The sequence below is a fragment of the Amphritea japonica ATCC BAA-1530 genome, from assembly GCF_016592435.1.
Lineage (GTDB): Bacteria > Pseudomonadota > Gammaproteobacteria > Pseudomonadales > Balneatricaceae > Amphritea > Amphritea japonica.
In genome coordinates this window covers 3,007,832-3,026,450 of sequence record NZ_AP014545.1, presented here as the reverse complement: position 1 = coordinate 3,026,450, position 18,619 = coordinate 3,007,832, and the positions used below count along the sequence as shown (strand labels likewise).

Below are 18,619 nucleotides of genomic sequence, written 5' to 3'. Positions count from 1 at the left end.
CTTACAAGACTGGCTGATTCGCTACAGACATCGCCTTTTGTCTTATTTTCGGCTATCATGGCCGACCTAATATTTTCCCCAAATTTTCATCGGTATCGTGCATGCAAATCGAAGACGTAAAACGGATTCTGGAAGAGAAGCTGGAAGGTTGTGAAGTATTCCCTGAAGGTGAGGGCTGTAATTTTCAGGTGACGGTAGTCGGCGATCTTTTTGAAGGTCAGCGCCCGGTTAAGAAACAACAGATGGTATATGCCTGCCTGGCAGATCAGATTGCTGATGGCAGTATTCATGCTCTAACCATCAAAACCTACACTCGTGCCCAGTGGGCAGAACTGAACTGAAGCGCATAGAGATCTTATTTCATGGATAAACTGATTATTACAGGTGGAACTCGCCTGGACGGTGACGTACGTATCTCCGGTGCGAAGAACTCTGCACTGCCGATTCTGGCTGCGACCTTACTGGCCGATGAGCCGGTAACTATCAGTAATCTACCGCATCTGCATGATATTACTACGATGCTCGAGCTGCTCCGGCAGATGGGTGTGGATCTCACCATTGATGAGAAACTCAATGTTGAGATTGATACCCGTACCCTGACATCGACCGTTGCGCCGTACGAGCTGGTTAAGACCATGCGTGCCTCTATTCTGGTATTGGGGCCTTTGCTGGCACATTTTGGTCATGCGGAAGTCTCCCTGCCAGGAGGCTGTGCTATTGGTAGTCGTCCGGTTGATCTGCACCTTAAAGGTCTGGAAGCACTGGGTGCTGAAATAACAGTAGAAGAAGGTTTTATTCGTGCGACCTCGGATGGGCGTCTTAAAGGCGGACGGGTGTTCTTCGATATCGTTACGGTGACCGGCACCGAGAATATCCTGATGGCTGCCGCTCTTGCAGAAGGGCAATCTATTATCGAGAATGCGGCAAGAGAACCTGAAATTGTCGATCTGGCTGAATTCCTGATTGCGATGGGCGCAGATATTACGGGTCATGGCACCGACACAATCACCGTAAACGGCGTAGCCTCTTTGAAGAGTTGCAGTTTCCCGGTGATGGCCGATCGCATTGAATCAGGTACTTACCTGGTGGCCGCTGCCGCGACACGGGGTAGAGTTAAAGTTAAAGATACACGCCCTGATACTCTTGATGCGGTGCTGCAAAAGCTGGAAGAAGCGGGTGCTGAAATTGAGACTGGAGAAGACTGGATCAGTCTGGATATGAAAGGTAAGCAACCTAAGGCGGTTAGTATTACAACCGCACCATATCCTGCGTTCCCGACCGATATGCAGGCTCAGTTTGCTGCGCTGAATATTATTGCTGAAGGCATGGGCGTGATTAAAGAGACCGTCTTCGAAAATCGGTTTATGCATATGCAAGAGATGCTACGGATGGGGGCTAAGATCACCATAGATGGCAATACTGCTATTACTGAAGGGCGTGAAGAGCTCCATGGTGCGCCAGTGATGGCTACCGATTTGCGTGCGTCTGCGAGCCTGGTTATCGCGGCAATGGTAGCCACTGGTGATACTGTTATCGATCGTATCTACCATATTGACCGTGGCTATGAGTGTATCGAAGAGAAACTCCAGTTACTTGGAGCAAAGATAAGGCGGGTTCCGGGATAACCGGAGTAGATGTATATAGAGTTTGAACGTATACCGGCATAGACAGAGAGTCTAACCTGATTTTTTAAGTGGCAACGAAACAGCAAATATGAAACAGAACCTGACCATTGCGCTATCTAAAGGGCGTATTCTGAAAGATACGCTACCTCTCTTGGAAGCGGCAAATATTATTCCTGCTGAAGATATTTTCAGTAGTCGAAAGCTGATTTTCGATACTAATCACGACAATATTAAGTTAGTGGTTATCCGTGCGACCGATGTGCCAACCTATGTTGAGAATGGTGGCGCAGATATGGGTGTTGCCGGTAAAGATGTGTTGCTTGAGTATGGTGCAAAAGGGCTTTACGAACCTTTAGATCTTGATATCGCTAAGTGCAGATTGATGGTAGCAGGGATGAAAGGTGCTGCTGATGTTCAGGGGCGGATGAAAGTTGCGACGAAATTTGTCAATGTCACCAAGGCGTACTTTGCTCGTCAGGGGCGTCAGGTTGATATTATCAAACTCTATGGTGCGATGGAGCTAGCCCCGATTATGGGTCTGGCTGACCGCATTGTGGATATTGTCGATACCGGAAATACATTACGGGCTAATGGTTTAGAGCCTCTGGAAGATATCTGCTACGTTAGTTCTCGTATGGTGGTAGGTAAAGCGGCGATGAAGATGAAGCATCGGCAGATACAGCCTATCCTTGAGTTATTGGCGGCAGCTGTTGAGGCCCGTAAAGAAGGCGTGGAAGTAGAGAAGGCTGACTTATAATGGCCAATGTAAATGTTCAAAGATTAGATAGTCAGCAGGCGGATTTCAGCGAACAACTGGATAAGTTGTTGGCCTGGGAATCGGTTTCCAATAAAGAGATCAACCGAACCGTTGATGAGATTCTGGAACGGGTTAAAGTTGAAGGTGATCAGGCGGTGGTCGAATTCACCAACCGTTTTGATCGGCTGAATGCGAGCTCAATGGCAGAGCTTGAGTTTTCCCAGAAGGATATGCAGGAGGCGCTTGAAAACCTGCCTGAGGATCAGCGTCATGCGTTAACCGTAGCTGCTCAGCGGGTGCGTGATTACCATGAGCGACAAAAAGGTGAGTCCTGGCAGTATCAGGAAGCTGATGGTACTTTGTTAGGTCAGAAAGTTACACCAATGGACAGAGCGGGCCTCTATGTGCCCGGCGGTAAAGCGTCTTATCCGTCATCGGTACTGATGAATGCTATACCTGCTCATGTGGCGGGCGTAGAAGAGTTGATTATGGTTGTGCCGACCCCTGACGGAGAGGTTAATCAGCTGGTTCTGGCAGCGGCCGCTCTGGCGGGCGTTAGCCGCGCTTTTGCGGTTGGCGGCGCTCAGGCTGTTGCAGCGCTGGCCTACGGCACCGAAACTATCCCTAAGGTCGATAAGATTGTCGGCCCGGGTAATATTTTTGTCGCTACGGCTAAGCGAGCTGTGTACGGTACGGTTGGCATTGACATGATTGCGGGCCCATCTGAGATCCTGGTGATCTGTGATGGTAATACCGATCCAGACTGGATAGCGATGGATCTGTTCTCACAGGCAGAGCATGATGAGGATGCACAACCCATTTTGATCAGCCCGGATGCGGCATTTCTTGATAAGGTCAGCGCCAGTATTGATAAACTCCTGCCTACCATGGAGCGAGAAGCTATTATTTCTCGATCACTGATAGACCGTGCTGCGTTGATTAAAGTTGCAGATCTTGACGAAGCGGCATTGGTGAACAATCGGATTGCGCCTGAGCATCTGGAGCTTTCTGTTGAGGACCCTCAGGCGTTGCTACCGCAGATTAAGCATGCAGGAGCGATCTTTATGGGGCGATATACCGCAGAAGCGTTGGGTGATTACTGTGCCGGGCCGAACCATGTTCTGCCGACATCCGGCACGGCCAGATTCTCTTCACCTCTGGGAGTGTATGACTTCCAGAAACGTTCTTCTTTAATTATGTTTTCTGAAGACGGTGCGTCAGAAATGGGTAAAGTCGCTTCTGTACTAGCGCGGGGTGAAAGTCTGACCGCCCATGCTCGTTCTGCTGAATATCGCATAAAGGATTGAGCAATCCAGCGTTTAAATAAGCCTCGCTAGTGCGGGGCTTTTTTTTCACTATTCAGCCTGAGATCCAGGCTGGTTAGTTTTCACTTCCGTTGGGGCTGTTTTCAGGGGCGTCGTCAGGAGTGTTGTTCTGGTTACTCACACCTTTAATCGGGCGTTCAGCAACGGTTATCATGAGCTCCAGTACTTTACCGTTACGCCATACCTTCAAAGGAAGGCTTGTTTCTGGCAACATGCGGGCCACACTGTACATTGAGTTGTAGCTGTTGATGATTTTTTTACCGTTGATCTCTAACAGAATATCGCCGGGTAGCAGGCCGCCTTTATGGGCTGGGCCGTCTCGGAATACGCCAGCGATGATCAGGCCTTTGGTATCTTTCAGGCCGAACGATTCGGCTAGCTCGGCTGTAATTTCTTGTGCTTCAACGCCAACCCAGCCCCGTATCACTCGTCCGTGTTCAATTAAATCCTGCATTACCTGCTTGGCTTGATTCGAGGGGATAGCAAACCCAATGCCCTGAGACCCTCCTGAGCGTGAAAATATCGCCGTGTTTATGCCGATCAGATGGCCAGCAGCATTGATCAGTGCGCCTCCGGAATTGCCTGGATTAATCGCTGCATCGGTTTGAATAAAATCTTCATAGGTATTGAGTCCCAGCTGGTTGCGGCCGGTTGCGCTAATAATTCCCATCGTCACGGTCTGTCCAACTCCGAAAGGATTGCCGATTGCCAGGGTGACATCGCCGACTCTGAGATTTGCAGAGGAGCTAATGGTAATACCGGGGAGGTCGGGAAGGTTTATTTTTAAGACAGCAAGGTCTGTATCCGGATCACTACCGATGACAGATGCTGTAGCCTCCCTACCATCTTTCAGTGCAACAACGATACTATCAGCGCCGGAGATGACATGATTGTTGGTGGCGATATAGCCTTCCGGGCTTAGAATTACGCCGGATCCCAGGCTAGACTGAGTTCGTTCTTTATTTTGATTCTTATCGTAGTGCTGTTGAATGTCGGGGTCGTTGTAGAGAGCTTTGTTATTATTCGGTAACGCTGTGCGCGTATAGATGTTTACCACGCTTGGGGCAGCATGTTCTACGGCATCAGCATAGGAAAACGGCCCTTGGCGACTACTCTGAGAGTCGTCCGCCTGGTTGACCTGTAGCGTGTTTGCCTGCGGTGCAAACATATCTGGCAGATAGATCAGTAGCGCTATCGCTGCCAATATACCCGACAGGATAGGCCAGACCAGAAAAGCAAAGCGTTGAATCACGTAATAAGCCTTTATAAACAGTGGTAAAGTTATACAGCTGTCATAGAATTATACGGATTATCCGGTAACTTTGGGAATTTAAAGAAAAGATTATGGCTATATCGCTAAAACAACTGATTGATTACTGTGACACTCTGTTAACGCCTGATAAATATCGGGATTATTGTCCTAATGGATTACAGGTGGAAGGCGGGAATGAAGTCAGCAGGATTATATCAGGGGTTACTGCCAGTCAGGCCTTACTGGATAGAGCGGTAGAGCTGGAGGCTGATCTTATTCTGGTGCATCACGGTTATTTCTGGAAGGGTGAGGCGGAGCCTGTTACTGGGATGAAAAAGCGTCGCCTGCAAACGCTTCTGAATCATGATATCAGCCTGGTGGCATACCATTTGCCTTTAGATGGCCATCCTCTCTTGGGGAATAATGCACAGCTTGCTGAAAAGCTTGGGTTGAAGGTACAGGGGGGGCTGGAGCCTGATAATCCATTGAGTATTGGTTTGACGGGGTGCTTGGACAGGCCCTTAAGTGGGAGTGAGTTTAGTCAGCGTATTAAAACAGCACTGGATCGTGAAGTCCTGCATATTGAAGGGGGACCGGAGCAGATAGCCACTGTTGGCTGGTGTACCGGTGCTGCTCAGGGGTATATTGAAAAAGCAGCTGCCTTAGGGGTAGATGCATTTATATCAGGGGAGATTTCCGAACCTACAGTCCATTTTGCAAGAGAGCTGGGAATTCATTACTTTGCCGCTGGCCATCATGCGACAGAGCGTTACGGGGTGCAGGCATTGGGCGAGCACTTGGCCGGGACGTTTAATCTTGAGCATGAGTTCATTGATATAAAAAATCCGGTCTGAGTCCAGTAATGACTTAGCGGGCAGAAAAAAACCGACAGAAGTCGGTTTTTTTAATGAGTGTTTATTATCAGACTGACGCCTTGGTATCACTATCCTTCGGGCTATTATCGGGGACATGGTCCTTTAAAATCGGTGGGATATCTTCTCCCTCGTCTGCTTCCTGTTCCTTCTTGAGCCCAAATTTTTCAGACAGAGTACCCTCTTCATCCGGGCTTTTAGGCGCGTAGTCTCGAGGAGGCTCAACAGCTTCAGGCTCTTCAGGTTCAGGAGCCATTTCTTCGGTGACCGTTGGTATTTGCTCATCTTGCTCGTTGTCAGTCAGTTCAGTAAGTTTGGACTGAGTATCACTGTTCAGCTGAGCTGGTGAATGTTCCCCTTTGCATAGGCTTTCTGAACCCTGTGCCAAGTGCTGGTGCACTTCTCGGTAACTTTCTGTCAGGTTGTTGACCAGCTCTGCGGTTTTTTCGAAGTGACCGTTGACCTGTCCTTTATACTCATTTAGCTCCTGCTGAGCTTCATTCAATTGATCGACTAACTTCTGTTGGCCAGAGTTGTCACCGGAACGGCCCATCAGATAACCGATCAATGTGCCGGCTGCCAGGGTAACGATACCAATAATCCAGACGCTATTCTCTTCCACTGTAATTCCTCAAATCCTGCTGATCTACAGCAAAAGAATACCGCAATTGAAGACTGAATCCTACGTTAATTTAGGTGTATTGTTATTCATGATTCAGCGGGCTTTTCAGCTTTCCATTGTTGTGCCTGATCTGTTTTTTCGGCCAGATAACAGACTTGCTCTGTAAAGATCGAGCAGGCTAGTTCCGGGTTGCGTTGCTGCAATGCGGCAAGTAAGCGCTGGTGTTGGTCAATAATGACGGAACGTTCCCTAAAGCGAAAAGTCACCATGTTGCTGACCGGTTGCAGGGCCTCAATGACACTGTGCATGATGAAACTGAGTAGCGGATTGCCAGAGGTTTCTGCAATGAGTCGGTGAAAACGAACATCTGATGCGCAGAATTGTTCAGGTGAAAGGCTATCATCTTGTTGCTGAACAAGCTCCCGCTCTAACTGATGCAGTTGTTCGTCATTTATATGCTGCGCGGCTAACTGCAGACAGCTTGTTCCCAATAGTAACCGGGTTTGATTAATATCTTCCATTGAGAACGCGTTCATACCTACCAGCAGGGTGGTAGCGCTTGCCAGTGCATCGCTCAGGTCTGCAGCGGAAGGGCGGTTAATAAAAGTCCCGCCGGTTGGGCCTCTGCGAGAACGAATCAGGTTTTGTGCTGCCAGCCGTTTGAGCGCTTCGCGGATAGTCGGTCGGGAAACTTGATAACGCTGTGCCAGCTCTTCCTCTGTTGGCAGGCGATCATCTGCCTTAAGGGAACCATCCATAATCGCCTGACGGATTTGATGGGCGATCTGACTTGAAAGGCTACGCTGGGCAACGGGCGCTATTTCTAAACTCACGGAATATCTCCTACAGTGGTAGAGAGATTATTTCATATAATCGACTTATTGTTAATTTGTAAGACAAATAAAATTGGTGTAAATTTGGCTAATGTTAATTTGTAAGACAAATAGATTTAAGTTTGTAGTTTAAGCTTGCAGAGAAAGTGTGAATAGAAAACTTCATAAAGAAAAGAAGAGGTGAATTATGTTTAATGCCCTGGTACTGGAGCAGGAAGAAGGCAAAACGTTAGCCGCAATCAAGCAACTGGAATTGAGTGATCTGCCTGATGAAGATGTATTGATTGAGGTGACCTACTCCTCACTAAATTATAAAGATGGACTGGCAGTCACCGGGACAGGCAAAATCGTTCATAGCTTTCCAATGGTACCGGGTATCGATCTGGCAGGGGTTGTAAAAGAATCACGTGATCCGGGTTTTCAGCCGGGTGATGAGGTTATTATGACCGGCTGGAGTGTGGGTGAGCGTTATTGGGGTGGTTACAGTCAGTATGCCCGTATGAAGCCAGAATGGCTGGTTAAGATGCCGCAGGGGATGGATGCTGCTAAAGCGATGAGCATCGGTACCGCAGGTCTGACAGCAATGCTTTGTGTGATGGCACTGGAGGAGGGAGGTATTACTCCAGATAAAGGTACTGTTGTTGTTACCGGTGCGGCTGGTGGTGTTGGTAGTGTTGCCGTGGCGATTCTGAGTAAACTGGGTTACAACGTCGCTGCTGTTACTGGACGCGAGTCGACGCATGAATATTTGCGAGGTCTGGGTGCAACTGAGCTGTTGTCCCGTGAAGAGATGGCTGAAAAAGCGCGGCCCTTGGAAAAACAGCGTTGGGCTGGTGCAATTGATACGGTAGGTGACACTATTTTGGCTCGGCTATTGGCTGAGACCGATTATCGGGGTGTCGTTGCTGCGTGTGGCCTGGCAGGTGGATATAAACTCCCCTCTACTGTTATGCCATTTATTTTGCGTAACGTTCGTCTACAGGGTGTTGATTCAGTGCTTTGTCCGGCAGATATTCGTTCTGCTGCCTGGAGTCGATTGTTGACGGACTTGCCTGCCAATGCATTGGGTGAAATTTCGAATGTTATTGGTTTGTCAGAGCTGCCTCAGGCCGCCGCAGATATTGTTGCGGGCAAGGTTCAGGGTCGGACGTTGGTAGATCCCAACAAATAATTACCGCGCAGCGGTAATTATTTGTCAGACCGCCCGCTTCGCAGGCTAGCTAGATGCGGCTACGCCGCTTGCTAGTGGTTAGACGTCGCTCCGCGACTTGCTAGGAAAAACAAAAAAAGAGACCTATATAGTCTCTTTTTTTGTTTTAGCTGTCCGGCCTATGGCGGGGGAAGTTTTATTCCTTCTGCTTGAAACAGTTCTTCCAATTCCCGGTAGCCTTCTAATTCGGATAGTAGGCGACTTTTTTCATGTTTAGCAATTTTTAGCCAGCTTTCACCTTCAAGGGCGCCGACCATGGCATAAAGAAGGTTAAGGCTGGGCTTGGTGTCAGACTCTTTACTAAGCCTGAAAAATGCGCGGACTGCTCCGATATCCCGTAACTCTTCGGGTGTATTAATTCTTACCTGTATCAGCGAGTCCTCAGACTTAGGCCCTAATCCCGGCATATCTCTTAAGCGTTGCATCAATCGAACCTGAATAAGGTTGAGAAAGAGTCTTTAGCAGGCTTTTTGGTAGCGTTTTTTTTCATAGTGAGAATGTCATCAGTGATGTCTGGCCAGCGGCATAGCCGGGTCGGGATGACTTAGATTATCCAAACTGTCCATCCATTCTGGGTTTTAACAGAATCGAGGTATAAGGAATCAGAAACAGTAGCCAGGATACAGCCCAGAGAGCGCCGGATATATGAATAGCGATCGAACTGAGTTCGGGTATCAGTGGCAGGGCTACCCGGATCACCCCTGCGGTGACCATCACGATAAAGGCGGCAACGGTTACTTTTGCCAGCTTGAGTGGTCTGGCTGTGTGACCCAGAGAAACTCTGGCCATCATGCCGATAGTCATAGACCCAATCGCGCCAGCGGCAAAAGCGTGGATAGCAAGATAGGGCGATAGCAGTGATAGCCCGCTTAAAGCGTCAAGCAAAAAGCCCAGTGGAATAAACAGGTAGGCGGCATGCAAGATCCAGATAAGGGGGTTACGGAACATGCGAGGTTTAAACCAGCCCGCTAGTCGAATAAAGTGTACAAGAGCGTTTGTAGCTGCAAGCAGGCTGGTGGCGATATGTAATTGAAACAGATCTGCTATCAGCCAGCCCGCCGCCAGTGGGATGATCGATTTTTCAATCCAGTTGAATCGCTTTGCATCAAATGCCAGCGCGCGTTCGGTGAAAAATGGGATTACACGACCTCCCATGACGCACATGACGACAACAATCAGTCCTAGTTCTAACTGCATCCCTTTTGCCAGAGTTGATTCAGTTAGCCCTAATAGTTGCAGGTGGGTTAACAGGTTTGCCAGTGTCATGGCGATCAGAATTACAGTGAAGATCAGGTTGCGGTAATTACCTGAGCGGATAATCGGTATGCTGATAGACAGGACGACTAATGGCAGAAAGATCAGATCGATAGCGGCAATCACCACAGGAGGTATGGGTACAAAGAACTCGCTGATAACCGGTAACAGGCGTGCACTCAACCAGAGCAGGAAAAGCCCGGCGAGGGTTTTACCGTAAGGTGTTTGGATGGAGGTCCAATTGCGTACTGCGGTCAGCAGAAAGCCAACGATGACTGCGACAGCATAGCCAAAAAGCATTTCATGACCATGCCAAAACTGACTAAGTTGATAATAGCTATAAGTTAAATGACCTTTCCCCAGCAACATCAGCCAGTGGACCATCAATAGTAAACTGGACAGGGCGGCGAAAAGGAAAAAGGGTCTAAAGCCCAGATTAAAGAGGGCAAAGCCTCTGCTTTGGTTGGGTTCTTGAATCTGCATTGGGTGTCTATGCCTTAGAAAATCAATGATAAAAACTACAGCCGTGCGCTTTTATCCTGTTGAATAGAGTAAAATTGTTGCTTTCCTAACTCTATCACATAGGTTCGGCTGTTCGTTATGCGGTTGACGTTACTCTGTTTTAAGTTGTTTGTATGTACCTTGCTGATCGCTGCTTCAGTGGTTGAGGCAGGCATTAGTGTGTCAGATAACCAGGGTCGGGTGATTGATATTGCTCAACCTGCCCGTCGGGTTATTGCTTTGGCGCCCCATATTACTGAAAACTTGTTTGCTATTGGTGCCGGTCCTTATTTGGTGGGTGTGGCAAGCCATAGTGATTATCCGGTAGCTGCGACAGAGCTTCCTGTTGTGGGGGGCTCTCAGAGCTTTAATTTAGAAGCCATTATTAAGTTACAGCCAGATCTGATTATCGCCTGGCCAGGGGGGAACCCTCAGCTACCGCTGCAGCGATTAGAGCAGATGGGTATTCCGGTTTATTATTCGGATCCACATGAATTCAGTGATATCCCTTTTAATTTGCGTGCGCTGGGTGAATTGTTTCAGCTCCCGGGGGCGGAACAACAGGCCATCTTATTTGAAGAGCGATTGCAGGCGTTACAGCAACGCTTTAACCGGAGCGAAAAATTACGGGTGTTTTATCAACTTTGGAATCAGCCATTAATGACGATAAACCATACCCAGTTGGTTGATCGGGTGATCGGCCTGTGTGGCGGGACGAATGTGTTTTCGGAACATAAGGAAGTGATTCCCAGATTAGGGGTTGAGTCTGTGTTGTTAACCGATCCACAAATAATTCTGACTGGTGAAAATGTGCCTGAAGGCTGGGAGCGACAATGGCAGCGCTGGCCAACGCTGTCGGCCAGTCGGTATGCGCAATTCTATCGGCTCAACGAAGATCTGCTTTATCGCCCGACGATGCGTATTCTGGATGGTGCCGAGCAAATGTGTACTTTGATGCAGCAGGCCAGAGAGGTTGTTACTCAATAGCCTGACGGATACTTAACTGACAGTTGGAATAGAAACAGCGAGTAAAGCTTATTCGGTCAGCCCTTTAAAAAATGATTTAGTTTTTTGGGCGGCATCTTTAGTTGCGTCCCAAGCGGTCTCTGCGCCAGACTGGGTACTGCAGGCAGCGCGGGCTGCAACGCATTTGGATTTACAGCCGGTAGCTGCAGCGTTGTCTGTAATATGTTTCACTTCGCACTTAGTCTCACACCAGTTTTGTTCATCGGCACAATCAGCCTGGGCCAGAGGCGCTAACAGAGTTAGTGTCAGAGTGATGGTCAGTGGGGTGATGAAACGCAACATATTAATCTCTCTTTTAAGTTAAACACTCGCAACGGTAACCGGTGTTTTGCCTTTTATGGGTAATATTTATTAATACGGAATCAGGTTGGCTTACGGGGGCTCCATAATACTTCCTCGCCATCATCCTGACGGGCCAGTATCCGTGCTGCGACAAACAGCAGGTCGGATAGCCTGTTAAGATAAGTAGCAGCTTCCTGATTGACCGTTTCTTGTCGTGCAAGTTCAACAATTCGACGTTCAGCCCGCCGGCATACGCTACGTGCCTGGTGGCAAAGTGCGGCTACACGATTGCCGCCCGGAAGAATAAACTCTTTCAGGGGCGGTAAATGGCTATTTAAGCGGTCGATCTGTTGTTCCATCTCAGTAATGACTGCTGCGGTAATGACTTGGTAATCGGGATCAGCTACTGCCAATTCACCCCCCAGATCAAACAGGTCATTCTGACACTGTATCAACAGCTTCCTTAACGGTTCCTGAGCGGTTAGCTCAGCAATCAATACGCCGAGCAGACAGTTTAGCTCGTCGGCGTCTCCCAGAGTTTCTATGCGAGGGTGGTCTTTATTGACTTTACTGCCGTTGGCTAGCGAAGTAGTCCCTTTGTCACCGGTACGGGTGTAGATCTTGGTGAGGCGATTGGCCATATTGATCTCCTCCAGAGAATAGGTTGTGAAACGTTAGTATATTCAGCAAACCGTTTTATCAGTATAAAAAAGGGGAGCGTATTTCGCTCCCCTTTTATCACTAAAATAATTAGACTCTGGATCGCTTAAAAGCGGTAGCCCAGGGTCAGTTTCAGGTTGCGCTCAGGGGCGGGGTAGTGATTGGCACCAGAGAAGGCTGAATAGATAGCATAACCGTCGTATTTCTCGTTACTCAGGTTATTTACCTTGAAGCTTGCAAACCAGTTATCGCGCTTATAATTAACAGCAGTGTTCAGAATAAACTGCTCCGGGATTTGACGTTGTACATTTAAATTATCGTCATCCTGATAACGAGAACCGGTGTACTGGCCATCGACAAACAGACTCCATTGGCTGCTGAACTGATAATCGGTAAACAGGTTCAGTGTGTGTTCTGCCACGAATGGTACTGCGTTTCCTTTGAAGCTTCCTGAAGTCAGCTCTGCATCGGTATAGGTGTAGGTCGCACCTGCAAGTAAGGCCGGTGTCAGCGTCTGGCTAAATTCTATGATTACTCCCTGTCGTCGAGAGTCATCAAGGTTAATATTTGCCCCTTTACCCCCGAAACCAAATGGATTAGCTATTTCCGCATCGTAAAGGATTTCATTCTTTAATGTCAGGTGGTAAAGGCTGGTTGTTATGCTGGAGTCGTCTAGCTGACGCTGCCACCCCATCTCCCAGGATGTGCCTTCCTGCGGTTTGAGGAATTCGACAGAGGGTAAAGTAAAGCCATGCTCGTCCAGGTTGGCAAAACGGAAGCTTTCATCACGTCTTACAAATAGGCGCTGTTGCGGATTCAACTGCCAGGATAGTCCGATCTCTTTGACTGTTGCACTTTCCTTGTTGTTCCGACTTTTTGATGTGAAGCTGCTTAAGTTTTTATCTTCTACCCGGCTGTGACGTGCGCCTAAGGTCAGATCCAGGCTGCTGTTTAGCGGGATAATGGTCTGTAAGTAGAAAGCGCGAAGGTCTTGTCTATATTTACTGCCCCATGAGTTCTCATAGTTACTCTGGATCTGGTCAAAACCACCTGTTAAATATAGCGTGCCCTGATTCAGATCCCATTCACCACTGAGTCGCGGTGTGAGGCTTTCGACTGTGGAACCATTATTAAAGTTAGCGCCAAGGTAACCGTAGTTATTAGATTCCCTTTTGCTATATTCACCTAGCAGGCTGAGATTGTCTGTCAGAACTTGATCAATACCAAATATGAGGATGTCAGTTGTACCGTTGCTGAAATCATCCTTAGAACTCTGGCGCCGATCTTCTGCTAAGTCGGTGTCATTCAGAGCACCTGGCAGGCGCAGATCATCATTGATTTTCTGCTTTTCGATAAACAGCTCTCCGCTGTTGTGCTGATAGCTTAGTTCGCCGGTGTAGGTATCAAATTCGGAATCATTATTATCACGATAACCGTCACTGACAGCGTGTTTGCCACTGAGGCGGATACCGATACCGTTGTCATAGCTGTGGCTAATATTGGCCTGTAGGCTATTAGTATCATCACTGCCGCTACTGATCTGGATGCTGCCGCGGGTTTCTGTCGATGTCTTGGTAATGATATTGATAACACCGCCAACAGCCTGATCGCCATAGAGAGCTCCGGCACTGCCATGAGTAATCTCTATTCGCGCGATGTCGTGAACCGCAACGCTACTGAGTCTGGGAGCTTCCAGTGTAGGGTTGTTTAAGCGTCGTCCGTCGACAAGAATCAGGACGTTATTGCTGGTGTTCTGACCAAAGCCGCGCATCGAAACCGATACTCGGCTACCGTCGCCCAATGTGTCACGTACTTGTACCATTCCACTGCTGCGAAGCAGGTCTGCCAGAGTGTTTGCGTTACTACGAGCGATCTGTTGAGAATCAATAACAGAGATCATAGCAGGCGCCAGATTTTCACTCTGTTCTGAGCGGGTAGCGGATACGACGACGGTGCTTAAGGTGTTTTCTTGTGCTACGGCAGCAGCAGAAATCAGTGAAGTGCCTAGCAGCACAGCCTGATAAAGACGGGAATGTTTCATTGTATTTCCTGTTTAGCGCACCCACCGTGCACCTAAATAGTGAACTAACTACTGGCCGGTCTCCGGGCTTGTAACCTGATCAGCAGTTGGCTGATCGATACATCAACTGACGCCTTCCCATGACAGTGGCGTGTGTCAGTTTTGCAGTTACTTACCGTTGCGGGGGCAGCGCTGGATTTACTCTCTTATAAAAGTGCACCAGTCTTCCCGATTAACCCTGGCTGTGGAATCAGCTTTGGGCACCAGTAGAACGAGGCGCTACTCTATGTTGCAGTAGCGCCGAGGTCAAATGAAAATGTGTCAGGCTTTAATGAATTCGGGTCATCTGGGAAAATGTCCGCAGGGGTCATTCTTAGTCTAGCTTGGGGATGTGCTTTTTCCCAAACTGAGGAAGCCGGTCCATAGCATCGGCAACGATTGAGCTGTCGGGATTAAGGTCGAGTTTTTTGTCTTTGTCCTCATAAGGTAAGGCGTTGAGGACTATCTTCATCGTTTCCAACCGGGCTCGTTTTTTGTCATCGGACATGATTGTGGTCCAGGGGGCGAACTCAGTATGGGTGTAATGGTACATCGCTTCTTTAGCTTTGGTGTATTCCTTCCATTTTTCGACTGAAGCCAGGTCCATAGGGCTGAGCTTCCAGTGTTTCAACGGATCTTTACTGCGTTTCTTAAAACGGCGGAACTGCTCGCGCTGATTTACTGAGAACCAGAATTTGAAAAGTTTGACGCCACTTTCTACCAGAATCTGTTCCAGCATTGGGGTATGTTTCAGGAAGAGTTTATATTCCTCTTCTGTACAGAACTCCATTACCTGCTCTACGCCGCCCCGGTTATACCAGGAACGGTCAAACAGAACCATTTCACCAGCATTGGGGAGCTGTTCCATATAGCGCTGGTAGTACCATTGTCCCTGCTCAACAACGGAGGGCTTATCCAGAGCGACAATGCGAGCTCCCCGAGGGCTCAAGTGTTCGGTAAAACGTTGTATAGCACCGCCTTTACCTGCGGCATCTCTCCCTTCGAAAATGATAACAACTTTCTGGCCAGTCGCTTTGATCCAGTTCTGCATTTTCAAGAGTTCGATCTGTAGCTGCTGCTTCTCTTTCTCGTAAGCTTTTCGGGACAGTTTCTCATCATAGGGATAATCCTCCCCTAGCCCTAATGATCTGCGTCTTTCCGAGGGGCTCATCTCCGATTTTTTTTGGTCATCGTTACGTCCTTTTATGAGTTTAGTAATTAATAATTAGCTGTGATCAGGGGTTAATTGTCGTCTGGTTCATTAATCGTACGTATCGCTTCCAGAACGAGTTGGTTTGCGGGTACGGCTATGCCAACCTGTTCTGCGATCTTGCAAAAGAAACCGGTAATGGTCTCAATTTCAGTGGCACGACTATGACTAACATCCTGTTGCATCGATGAGTGATTGTTTCCGGTCAGCTCTGCTACATCCCAGGCTTGTTCCATTAACTTTCGCTCAAAAAGAAAGATGCCTGACGCTTCGGCTACGTTGTCTATTTCTTTGCAGATTTGGGCCATTGCAGCCCGCCGATCGGTATACTTAATCAGATCGCCATTACGGCAATTGTACAGTGCCGTTAGGGGGTTGATGGCGCAGTTGATAGCCAGCTTTCGCCATAAAACAGAGTTGATATCAGTTGTCAGTTTCAACCTGTTATCGACAGCAGCTATCTCTTCAAACAGCTGATCGTTACCCTGTTTTGAGAGCCTGCCGATCTGGGTGTCGCCGATACCTGCTCGAATAAGATTAAAGGGGGCGTTGAAGTATGCGCCATCGGTTGTGCTGCCGGCCCATATTTCTAATGCCGGATTGTCATCGACGAGTTGCTGTTGTGGCCCCATACCGTTATGTAATAAAAGAATACGGACATCATCGGCTAGTCGGTGGCGGATTGAGTTAAAGGCATCTACTGCAGCAAAAGATTTTGTGGTGATCAGTAGCTGGTGGATAGGTGTCGTATTATCGGCCAGCTCTACCGCTGTTTCGAAGTGTTCTGTCTGTTCGTTTGTCGTGACAGAAAAGTGTCCGTTATTGCGGTATTGATCCAGCTTTTCCTGATTTCTAAGAATCAGACTGACATGATGGCCTGCCTTATGTAATTTGCTGGCCCAGAGCAGACCAATCGCTCCTGCGCCTATAATATGCCACTGCATTATCGATTCCAAAACTCTTGCTGAATGGGGTAGGTGTCTGTCCATCATAACGGTATGATAGGCAGGATCAAACGAATTAGGCCGCAGGTGCGCGGTGATTGTTTTAAGGAGTAATTTCGATGCCATCATTTGATATCGTGTCAGAGCTGGATCTGCATGAAGTAAACAACGCGGTAGACCAGGCAAACCGTGAGCTGGGTACCCGTTATGACTTTAATAAAGTTGATGCGACCTTTGAATTGGCGGGTGAAGTGATCACGCTGCAGGCTGAGGTGGATTTTCAGTTGCAGCAGATGATGGATATTCTGCGTAATAAGCTGGTGGGCCGAAAGATTGATACTAAGAGTCTTGAGATCGGTGAGGCGCAGACCGTGCATATGCGTGCGCGTCAGATCGTGACGCTGAAGCAAGGGTTGGATCAGCCGTTCAGTAAGAAAGTTGTTAAAATGATCAAAGATGCCAAGCTGAAAGTTCAATCCCAGGTTCAGGGCGAACAGGTGCGAGTGACGGGGAAAAAACGTGATGACCTTCAGCAGGTTATGGCGCTGTTACGTGAAGCTGATCTTGAGCTGCCCCTTCAATACACGAATTTCCGCGATTAATAACGCTTGCTTGTTCAGGTATCGGTAACCGATTCCTGAGCATTCTTTTCTGTACGGCTCTTTTGCTGTGCCCGGGAAGCCATCCAGACCAGTATCAGTACGGGTAATCCCAATAATGCAGCCCCGCTAAAGAACCAGATATATCCGAAACTATCGACAAACCCACCTGAAAATCCGCCTAGAAACTTAGGGAATAGCAGCATCACTGAGCTGAATAGCGCGTATTGTGTGGCCGAATACTGGATGTTAGTCAGGCTGGAAAGGTAAGCAACAAAGGCGGCGGTTGCAATACCTCCACTGAGGTTGTCCAGGGAGATCACGACAGTCAGAACAAGCGTGTCGTTGCCTACGCTGGCCAACCAGGCAAACAACAGGTTAGTCAGTGCAACCAGTAATGCCCCGCTGAACAGGATCTTCATGACTCCAAAACGATTGACCAGAATCCCACCAACACCAGCGCCAATAATGGTCATTATGACACCATAGACTTTGATAATTTTGCTGATCTCTTCTTTAGTAAACCCCATATCGACATAGAAAACATTGGCAATAATGCCAAGGATTACGTCGGAAATGCGGTACGTGCTGATCAGTGCCAGGATAATAATGGCCTGCATTCCGTAACGCTGAATAAAGTCGCGGAAAGGACAGAAAAGAGCGATATAAAGCCACCCCAGACAACGTGAGAGCCAGTGTGGAAGATGGGCAAGACCTTCGCTGAAGGCGACAACTTTTTGTTGTTGCTCTAAGGTTTCCTGATCCATATCCACCGCTTTTGGCTCTGTGATGATGAAGCTGGTTAGCAGGCCGATACCCATCAGGGCTGCCATAAATAGATATGCGGTGCGCCAGGCCTCCATTGAATAAGCATCACTAGCCGGTGATGCCCAGGCGGCCAGAGATAATGCTCCGGCGCCAGCAACAATCATGGCGATACGATAGCCAGCCATATAGGTAGCGGCCATAGCGGCCTGAAGTCTTTCTCCTGCCGATTCAATGCGGTAAGCGTCGATGACTATGTCTTGAGTTGCAGAGCTAAAGGCTACGACGAGCGCCAGGATAGCCATCGCTTCGAGGTTTACCAACGGATTTGAAAATGCCAGTCCAGATAAGCTAAAGATCAGCATCAGTTGTGCCAACACCAGCCAGCTTCGCCTTCTACCAAGTAGCGTTGAAAGCAAAGGAATCGGTAGACGATCTATGAGAGGAGCCCAGATCCATTTAAAGCCATAAGCCAGCCCCACCCACGAGAAATAGGTAATTACACTGCGCTCTATGCCTGCCTCGCGGAGCCAGAAAGACAAGGTGCCAAACACCAGCAATATAGGTAGTCCGGATGAAAAACCCAGGAAAAAAAGAGTGATCGCTCGTGGATGCAGATAGATTTTACTGGATTGAATCCAGGATTCAGATCCGGATGGCGCAGACGACATTGTCAGTTCCTTGCTTGAATGGAGCATCATTGTCTCTTTCATCAGCGATGGAGGCAACAATTGAGAAGGGCTCTTTTTGTTCTGGCCTCTTTATACCTGAGGTTGTTTTTTTAACGTATAGACAGCTGTCAGGAAGGTTAGGTGCTGTGGTT

General features: G+C 48.3%; 19 protein-coding genes and 1 riboswitch. Of the genes, 8 read left to right on the top strand and 11 right to left on the bottom strand.

What is annotated here, in order from left to right; all coding sequences use genetic code 11:
• Positions 1-101 precede the first annotated feature (101 nt).
• The 4 genes from AMJAP_RS13970 to hisD all read left to right on the top strand — a co-directional run bounded on the left by AMJAP_RS13970 (position 102) and on the right by hisD (position 3,689).
• Positions 102-341 (top strand): BolA family protein, encoded by a 240-nt coding sequence (locus AMJAP_RS13970; RefSeq protein ID WP_019619915.1) that lies wholly within the window; start codon positions 102-104, stop codon positions 339-341.
• 21 nt (positions 342-362) lie between these two features.
• Positions 363-1,625: a UDP-N-acetylglucosamine 1-carboxyvinyltransferase gene (gene murA / locus AMJAP_RS13965; protein ID WP_019619916.1), complete on the top strand. Its 1,263-nt coding sequence runs from the start codon at positions 363-365 to the stop codon at positions 1,623-1,625.
• 88 nt (positions 1,626-1,713) lie between these two features.
• Complete coding sequence (gene hisG, locus AMJAP_RS13960) at positions 1,714-2,382, top strand: ATP phosphoribosyltransferase (RefSeq protein ID WP_019619917.1); 669 nt, start codon at positions 1,714-1,716, stop codon at positions 2,380-2,382.
• The gene (hisD, locus tag AMJAP_RS13955; RefSeq protein WP_019619918.1) at positions 2,382-3,689 is read left to right on the top strand and encodes a histidinol dehydrogenase; all 1,308 of its coding nucleotides are present in this window, start codon (positions 2,382-2,384) and stop codon (positions 3,687-3,689) included. The genes hisG and hisD overlap by 1 nt, the downstream gene beginning before the upstream one ends.
• A 73-nt stretch (positions 3,690-3,762) precedes the next feature.
• Here the strand turns inward: hisD and AMJAP_RS13950 are convergent, their stop codons facing one another.
• Positions 3,763-4,956, bottom strand: coding sequence for a S1C family serine protease (locus tag AMJAP_RS13950; RefSeq protein ID WP_201356466.1), 1,194 nt, complete (start codon positions 4,954-4,956; stop codon positions 3,763-3,765).
• 95 nt (positions 4,957-5,051) lie between these two features.
• Here AMJAP_RS13950 and AMJAP_RS13945 point away from each other — a divergent pair, with 95 nt between their 5' ends.
• Entirely contained in the window at positions 5,052-5,813 is a 762-nt protein-coding gene (locus AMJAP_RS13945; protein WP_019619920.1) for a Nif3-like dinuclear metal center hexameric protein, read from the top strand.
• 67 nt (positions 5,814-5,880) lie between these two features.
• Here the strand turns inward: AMJAP_RS13945 and AMJAP_RS13940 are convergent, their stop codons facing one another.
• Positions 5,881-6,453, bottom strand: coding sequence for a Z-ring associated ZapG family protein (locus AMJAP_RS13940; protein ID WP_019619921.1), 573 nt, complete (start codon positions 6,451-6,453; stop codon positions 5,881-5,883).
• Positions 6,454-6,539: 86 nt separating this feature from the next.
• On the bottom strand, positions 6,540-7,286 hold the full coding sequence (locus AMJAP_RS13935; RefSeq protein WP_019619922.1) for a FadR/GntR family transcriptional regulator: 747 nt from the start codon (positions 7,284-7,286) through the stop codon (positions 6,540-6,542).
• Between the two features lie 187 nt (positions 7,287-7,473).
• Here AMJAP_RS13935 and acuI point away from each other — a divergent pair, with 187 nt between their 5' ends.
• Positions 7,474-8,457, top strand: a complete 984-nt coding sequence (gene acuI, locus AMJAP_RS13930) for an acrylyl-CoA reductase (NADPH) (RefSeq protein WP_019619923.1) — start codon at positions 7,474-7,476, stop codon at positions 8,455-8,457.
• Between the two features lie 158 nt (positions 8,458-8,615).
• Here the strand turns inward: acuI and AMJAP_RS13925 are convergent, their stop codons facing one another.
• Complete coding sequence (locus tag AMJAP_RS13925; protein ID WP_019619924.1) at positions 8,616-8,921, bottom strand: TfoX/Sxy family protein; 306 nt, start codon at positions 8,919-8,921, stop codon at positions 8,616-8,618.
• Positions 8,922-9,045: 124 nt separating this feature from the next.
• Positions 9,046-10,233, bottom strand: a complete 1,188-nt coding sequence (locus AMJAP_RS13920) for an NnrS family protein (RefSeq protein WP_019619925.1) — start codon at positions 10,231-10,233, stop codon at positions 9,046-9,048.
• Between the two features lie 117 nt (positions 10,234-10,350).
• On the opposite strand from AMJAP_RS13920, the gene AMJAP_RS13915 reads away from it, so the two are divergent.
• A complete protein-coding gene (locus AMJAP_RS13915; protein ID WP_019619926.1) occupies positions 10,351-11,238 on the top strand; it encodes a cobalamin-binding protein in 888 nt (295 codons plus the stop codon).
• A gap of 48 nt (positions 11,239-11,286) precedes the next feature.
• Here the strand turns inward: AMJAP_RS13915 and AMJAP_RS13910 are convergent, their stop codons facing one another.
• The 5 genes from AMJAP_RS13910 to AMJAP_RS13890 form a co-directional block, all read right to left on the bottom strand.
• A complete protein-coding gene (locus tag AMJAP_RS13910; RefSeq protein WP_019619927.1) occupies positions 11,287-11,559 on the bottom strand; it encodes a hypothetical protein in 273 nt (90 codons plus the stop codon).
• An 80-nt stretch (positions 11,560-11,639) separates the two neighbouring features.
• Positions 11,640-12,200, bottom strand: a complete 561-nt coding sequence (locus tag AMJAP_RS13905; protein WP_019619928.1) for a cob(I)yrinic acid a,c-diamide adenosyltransferase — start codon at positions 12,198-12,200, stop codon at positions 11,640-11,642.
• A 125-nt stretch (positions 12,201-12,325) separates the two neighbouring features.
• Positions 12,326-14,260, bottom strand: a complete 1,935-nt coding sequence (locus tag AMJAP_RS13900; protein ID WP_019619929.1) for a TonB-dependent receptor family protein — start codon at positions 14,258-14,260, stop codon at positions 12,326-12,328.
• A gap of 36 nt (positions 14,261-14,296) precedes the next feature.
• Positions 14,297-14,522: riboswitch (cobalamin riboswitch) on the bottom strand.
• 90 nt (positions 14,523-14,612) lie between these two features.
• Positions 14,613-15,449 (bottom strand): polyphosphate kinase 2, encoded by an 837-nt coding sequence (ppk2, locus tag AMJAP_RS13895; RefSeq protein ID WP_040403919.1) that lies wholly within the window; start codon positions 15,447-15,449, stop codon positions 14,613-14,615.
• 71 nt (positions 15,450-15,520) lie between these two features.
• Entirely contained in the window at positions 15,521-16,432 is a 912-nt protein-coding gene (locus AMJAP_RS13890) for a ketopantoate reductase family protein (protein ID WP_019619931.1), read from the bottom strand.
• Between the two features lie 119 nt (positions 16,433-16,551).
• On the opposite strand from AMJAP_RS13890, the gene AMJAP_RS13885 reads away from it, so the two are divergent.
• Positions 16,552-17,034, top strand: a complete 483-nt coding sequence (locus AMJAP_RS13885) for a YajQ family cyclic di-GMP-binding protein (RefSeq protein WP_019619932.1) — start codon at positions 16,552-16,554, stop codon at positions 17,032-17,034.
• Between the two features lie 14 nt (positions 17,035-17,048).
• Here AMJAP_RS13885 and AMJAP_RS13880 read toward each other — a convergent pair whose 3' ends face one another.
• Positions 17,049-18,467, bottom strand: a complete 1,419-nt coding sequence (locus AMJAP_RS13880) for an AmpG family muropeptide MFS transporter (RefSeq protein WP_019619933.1) — start codon at positions 18,465-18,467, stop codon at positions 17,049-17,051.
• Positions 18,468-18,619 lie beyond the last annotated feature (152 nt).